General features: G+C 33.3%; 6 protein-coding genes and 1 pseudogene. All 7 read left to right on the forward strand.

Annotation, left to right across the window (positions count from 1 at the left end; translation table 11 throughout):
• Positions 1–130: 130 nt before the first annotated feature.
• The gene (locus BAZSYMA_RS06955; RefSeq protein WP_090717075.1) at positions 131–847 is read left to right on the forward strand and encodes an FkbM family methyltransferase; all 717 of its coding nucleotides are present in this window, start codon (positions 131–133) and stop codon (positions 845–847) included.
• A 14-nt stretch (positions 848–861) separates the two neighbouring features.
• A complete protein-coding gene (locus BAZSYMA_RS06960; protein WP_090717078.1) occupies positions 862–1,809 on the forward strand; it encodes a glycosyltransferase in 948 nt (315 codons plus the stop codon).
• The gene (locus BAZSYMA_RS06965; RefSeq protein ID WP_090717081.1) at positions 1,806–2,837 is read left to right on the forward strand and encodes a glycosyltransferase family 10 domain-containing protein; all 1,032 of its coding nucleotides are present in this window, start codon (positions 1,806–1,808) and stop codon (positions 2,835–2,837) included. The genes BAZSYMA_RS06960 and BAZSYMA_RS06965 overlap by 4 nt, the downstream gene beginning before the upstream one ends.
• Positions 2,838–2,852: 15 nt before the next feature.
• Complete coding sequence (gene rfbF, locus BAZSYMA_RS06970; protein WP_090717084.1) at positions 2,853–3,623, forward strand: glucose-1-phosphate cytidylyltransferase; 771 nt, start codon at positions 2,853–2,855, stop codon at positions 3,621–3,623.
• A 6-nt stretch (positions 3,624–3,629) separates the two neighbouring features.
• A complete protein-coding gene (rfbG, locus tag BAZSYMA_RS06975) occupies positions 3,630–4,700 on the forward strand; it encodes a CDP-glucose 4,6-dehydratase (RefSeq protein WP_090717087.1) in 1,071 nt (356 codons plus the stop codon).
• Positions 4,687–5,988, forward strand: coding sequence for a lipopolysaccharide biosynthesis protein RfbH (rfbH, locus tag BAZSYMA_RS06980; RefSeq protein ID WP_090717090.1), 1,302 nt, complete (start codon positions 4,687–4,689; stop codon positions 5,986–5,988). Before rfbG ends, rfbH begins: the two co-directional genes overlap by 14 nt.
• A 9-nt stretch (positions 5,989–5,997) precedes the next feature.
• A pseudogene (locus BAZSYMA_RS06985) lies at positions 5,998–6,335 on the forward strand (hypothetical protein); the annotation flags it as partial.

Raw genomic sequence — 6,335 nt, forward strand, 5'->3', positions numbered from 1 at the left:
AAGGGAACAATGTGGTGAAACCTGACAAAAAGTGGGTTTTTGGTGATTGTTCCTATTTATGCAAGGGTATCCCCTTGTATAAGGCTACGGGCTAAACTTAAAATTTAACACAGTAAAAAAAGGTATAAGAATGGATTTAAAAACTCAAATTAAAAAATATTTTTGGAAAATAGGGTTGGATGTTTCACGCTTTAAGTCCTGTCCAACAGGACGAAGGAAGGCTTTACTTAAGTCATACGATATAGGACTTGTTTTAGATATTGGTGCTAATTCTGGACAATTTTCTAAGGAAATAAGAAATGATATAGGATACACAGGTGATATTATTTCTTTTGAGCCGCTCAGTTTAGAATTTAAATCACTTGAAAGGAAGGCTAATAAGGATAAAAAATGGAGGGCAATTAATTGTGCAATTGGAAATATAGAGGAAAGGTCAGAAATAAATATTTCAAGATCTTCTGGTTCCAGCTCTATTTTGAATATGCTTGATGCACATAAAAAATCAGCACCAGGAACTGACTATGTGGGAAAAGAAATTATTAACATAAAAACCCTTGATGGTGTAATGGATGACTTGTCAATAAATGAGCCTAATATTTATCTAAAAGTGGATACACAAGGCTATGAAAGTAGAGTTATTCAAGGCGCCGAATTATCATTAGAGCGCATAGATACTATTCAACTAGAAATGGCATTAATACCGTTATATCAGGATGAAATGCTATTTAATGATATGTGTAATCTTTTATATTCTAAAGGTTATATTTTGGTTTCAATTGAGCCAGTATTTACGGACGAGGCTTCTGGGCAGTTATTGCAGGTAGATGGTATTTTCCATAGATTTTAATACACCACTTAGTAATGAAAAAATTAATAATTTATATACCCTCTTATAATCGTGCCTATAGATTAATGAGCCAGTTAAAAGTTATCAATAAAGAAATGACCAGCGATATTAAGGTTGTTGTAAGTGATAATAATTCAACGGATATTGAAGGATATAAAAACATTGAAAAATACTGTACTGATAATAATCTGACTTATAACAGAAATGCAACTAATTTGCTTGCAGATACCAATATCGTGAGTGGATTTTTACATGCAAATAAAGGCAATTATCTTTGGATTTTGAGTGATGACGATATTTTGATGGAAGGTAGTATATTAAAAATAAGGGAGATTTTAAATTACGATATAGATGTTTTGTTTTTTACAGTTAAAGATAGAGAAGATATTGAGTTTCAGAATTGGGATCAAAAAGAATTTTTCAAAAGTGCACTTAAAAATCCAGATGGATCTGGTTTAATTAGCTATGTAATTTATAAAACAGATTTTATAAAGACATCTATACCAGTTGGGTTTCAGTATATATATACTTGTTTTGCACATTTGGCTGTACTGATAGATAGCTTTAAAAACAAAGAAGCAAAAATTTGTAGAATATCAGAAAAGAAGATATTTTCACCTCAAATTGAGGCGCCTGCCGCAATGCAAGAGTGGTACAGTAAAAGTTATTTTGGGTATGTGTTATTGGCAGAATTATTCAAAGAAGATATTAAAAAGTCATTTTTAAATGATTGGACTAATATTGTTAATTTAACACTTTGGCCAATAAAATCTAAAGACAAAATTGCGGAAGTTAATCGTATTTATGCCGAAGGGTATATAAAAAATAATATTAGTTTTTACGGAATATTTGAATTTAAGTTACTCGTTTGTAAAGTATTTTTAAGCCCAATAATTATGTTTATAAAAAAGTTTTTACCAAAAATATATAGCTCTATAAGGTCGTTGGTAAAATACGGATGAAAAAAATAGGCGTATGGAATTATTACGAAGTATTCAATACTAATAATTACTTGTTATTAAATAAAGATGCTGGAATTGGTGATAGCTTGTTAGAGCCATTTAATCAGTTATATATTAAAGGTAAACATAATAACATTGACTTTATGACGCTGGATTTAATCGATAATTTTAACGATATGGATGGTTTTATATTTTTCGACTTTCCAAGAATGACAAATAGATATGTAAAAAAAGTGTTTCAAACTGACTTGCCTAAATACTTAGTAGTCCTTGAAAGTAAATTAATTAGAATAGATAACTGGAATGTAAAGAAGTGTGTTTCTTTTAAGAGGGTATTTACTTGGAGTGATGATATTGAAAATGGTAAAAAATACATTAAATTAAACTTATCTCAAAAAATAATAAAAGATATAACAAAAGATATATTTAAAAAGAAAAAACTTTGCACACTTATAGCTGGAAATAACAAAATAAATCACCCGTTGGAGCTTTATAGTAAAAGGGTGGAAGTAATCAAATGGTTCGAAAAGAACCACCCAGAAGATTTTGATTTTTATGGGGTGGATTGGGATAGGTATGTATCAAGCAATAAATACATCAGGTATTTGTTTAAAATAACAGGCTTATCAAAAATTTTTAAGCCAAATTACCCAAGCTACAAGGGAAAAATAGATTCTAAAAAGGATACATTGGAAAAATATAAATTTTCAATATGCTATGAAAATGCAAGAGATATACCGGGATACATTACAGAAAAAATATTTGATTGTTTTTTTGCGGGGTGTGTACCTATATATTGGGGGGCGAATAATATAACTGACCACATTCCAAAAGAATGTTTTATAGATAAGAGGGATTTTGAGGATTACAAGTCATTATATGATTACCTCATAGGTTTATCCAATGATAAGTATCTTGAATATATTGATGCAATTGAGAATTATTTAAAGAGTAAAGAGGTTTATAAATTCAGTACTGAAAATTTTGCAAATACTATTGTACAAATAATTTCAGATGATATTAATTAAAGAGAGGGGTAAATTATGAAAGCAGTAATTTTAGCAGGAGGTTTGGGTACGCGCTTAAGTGAAGAAACAAGTGTCAAGCCAAAACCAATGGTGGAAATTGGTGGTAAGCCGATTTTATGGCATATTATGAAAATGTATTCCACTCATGGTATTAATGATTTTGTCATTTGTTGTGGCTACAAAGGTTATGTTATTAAAGAATATTTTGCCAACTACTTTCTACATCAGTCGGATGTTACCTTTAATATGAAAACCAATGCTATGGAAGTGCATAAAGAGGGTGTGGAGCCTTGGACTGTTACTTTGATTGATACAGGTGATAATTCTATGACGGGTGGTAGGCTAGGTAGAGTGGCAGAATATGTAAAAAATGAAGAGGCTTTTTGCTTTACTTATGGCGATGGTGTGTCAGATATTGATATTTCAGCGTTGATAGCATTTCATAAAGAGCATGGTAAGGATGCAACACTAACTGCCACTTACTCACCAGGCAGATTTGGTGCATTAGATATGCAGGATAACCAAATTAAAAAATTTGTGGAAAAACCTAAAGGCGATGGTGCTTTAATTAATGGCGGTTTTTTTGTGCTTTCTCCAAAGGTTTTAAAACGAATTTCTGGTGATGATTGCACTTGGGAGCAAGCGCCATTGAAAGGCCTAGCTAAAGATGATAATTTAATGGCATTTACACATGAAGGCTTTTGGCAACCAATGGATACATTGCGTGACAAAGTGTATTTACAAGAGCTTTGGGGTGAGGGTCGTGCCCCATGGAAGACTTGGTAATTGATAATGATAAGCCAAGATTTTTGGAAAGGTAAACGCGTATTTCTCACAGGACATACTGGCTTTAAAGGCAGTTGGTTGTCTTTATGGTTGACTTCATTAGGTGCAGAAGTAAAAGGTTATGCGCTCAATCCACCGACATCACCTTCATTATTCAATGAGGCAAAAATTGAGTCAATTATCACCTCAGAGATTGGTGACATTAGAAACCAAGACAAACTACATAAAAGTATGACAACTTTTAATCCTGATATTTTGCTACATATGGCAGCACAGCCTCTGGTCAGGTATTCTTATGATAATCCAGTTGAAACTTATGAAGTTAATGTTATTGGCACGGCTAAAGTCTTGGAGGTAGCGCGAAGTTGCTCTAACTTAAAGGCTATTGTGAATATTACAACGGATAAATGCTATGAAAACGATTCTCGCAAAGAAGGCTATATAGAAACAGATTCAATGGGAGGTTACGACCCTTATAGTAGCAGTAAGGGTTGTGCAGAATTAGTCACTTCAACCTATAGGCGTTCTTTTTTACAAGAGCAGGGTATCGGCATAGCATCAGTCCGAGCGGGTAATGTTATTGGTGGTGGCGATTGGGCGGATGATAGGTTGATACCCGATATTTTAAGGTCGTTTGAAAAAAATGAGTCAGTTATTATTCGCAATCCTAAAGCCACACGCCCTTGGCAACATGTTTTAGAGCCATTATCAGGATATCTAATTTTACTTGAAAAGCTTTATAAAAATCAAGGCAAATATGCTGAAGGTTGGAATTTTGGACCTAATGAGCAAGATGTTCAGCCAGTAGATTGGATTTTAGATAAAATGACATTAAAATGGCCTGACTCTCATTGGAGTCTTGACAAAAATGCCAACCCACATGAGGCGGATTTTTTGAAGTTGAATATTACAAAAGTAAAATTAAAGCTTGGTTGGAAACCAGTATGGGAGTTAAGTTATACACTGGAAAGGATTATTGACTGGCACAGGGCTTGGCTTAATAAAGAAAATATGCAAGCTGTGTGCCTGGCAGAAATTGAAGAATACACAAGAGATATGAATAATGAAAACCGCTGAAGAATTAAGGTTAGAAATCACAGAACTTGTACAAGAATTTGCAGATTTAAAATATATGGAAAAAACTTTTAAGCCAGGTAGAAGTGTTGTTCCGCCATCGGGGAAAGTAATAGGTGCTACTGAATTACAATATATGGTGGATGCATCGTTAGATGGTTGGCTGACTACTGGGCGTTTTAATCGTAAATTTGAAAAAGAACTATCTGAGTTTATCGATATCAAGCATTTAATAACGGTTAATTCAGGTTCATCTGCCAATTTAGTCGCATTTGCTACACTAACATCGCCAAAATTAGGCAACAGCGCCATTAAAAAAGGCGATGAAGTCATTGGTGTTGCTGCAGGTTTTCCTACAACGGTTAATCCAATTGTGCAATTTGGCGCTATTCCTGTATTTGTTGATGTGGATTTAGAAACGCACAATGTTGATGCAGATTTAATTGAAGCGGCAATCACACCAAAAACTAAAGCTATTATGTTGGCGCATACTTTAGGCAATCCATATAATTTAGACAAGGTTAAGATGTTATGCGACAAATACAATCTTTGGCTTATTGAAGACTGCTGCGATGCATTAGGTGCAAAATACAATAACCAACATGTCGGGACATTTGGCGATATTGCTACTTGTAGTTTTTATCCGGCACACCATATTACAATGGGAGAGGGTGGCGCAGTATTTACTAACAATGCAGAACTAATGACAATTGCAGAATCATTTAGAGATTGGGGTAGAGATTGTTATTGCGACCCAGGCTGTGACAATACTTGCGAGAGGCGTTTTGAACAACAACTAGGCGATTTGCCGTATGGTTATGACCATAAATACACTTATTCACATCTTGGCTATAATCTTAAAATTAGCGATATGCAAGCAGCCTGTGGTTTGGCACAATTAAAAAGATTGCCAGAATTTATTAAAAAACGCAATGAAAATTTTGCTTACCTTAAAAACAAATTAAGTGGCTTGACTCAATTTATTGATTTACCACAGGTTACCGAAAATTCAGAGCCTTCATGGTTTGGGTTTCCTATTACTTTAAAAGACAATATTGATAGAGTTAAATTCACTCAATATTTAGACAGTCATAAAATTGGCACAAGATTATTATTTGCTGGTAATTTAACCAAACAGCCTTATTTTCAAGATATTGAATATAGAATTGTAGGTAATTTGACTAATACGGATATTACGATGAATAAAACCTTATGGTTAGGTATTTATCCTGCATTGGGTGTAGGGCAGTTGGATTTTATTGCTGAAAAGATACAAGAGTTTGTAGGGTAAATTGTAAGTATGAACACACAAGAGTTGGTAATAAAAAATCGTCCTAATGCTATCAATATGGTTAATAAGGGGAGTAGTGCATATATTGAATCTGTGCCTCCTATTGTTGATATTTTGGCGGTCTTACATAGAAAAGTTATAGGCTATGATGCTCAAAATTTAAAACTAGAAACACAAGATAGATTTATATTAAGCAAGGCTCATGCAGGTATTGGGGAGTATATCACTTTAGTTGAGGTTGGAGTTAAAGATAAATATATTGCAACTACAGGCGCTCAAGAATATTTAAGGAATACTGTTAGGACTTCTAAAAAATTCATAATAAAATCAATTTTAAGAATAGATAG

The sequence above is a fragment of the Bathymodiolus azoricus thioautotrophic gill symbiont genome, assembly GCF_001298715.1.
Classification (GTDB): domain Bacteria; phylum Pseudomonadota; class Gammaproteobacteria; order PS1; family Pseudothioglobaceae; genus Thiodubiliella.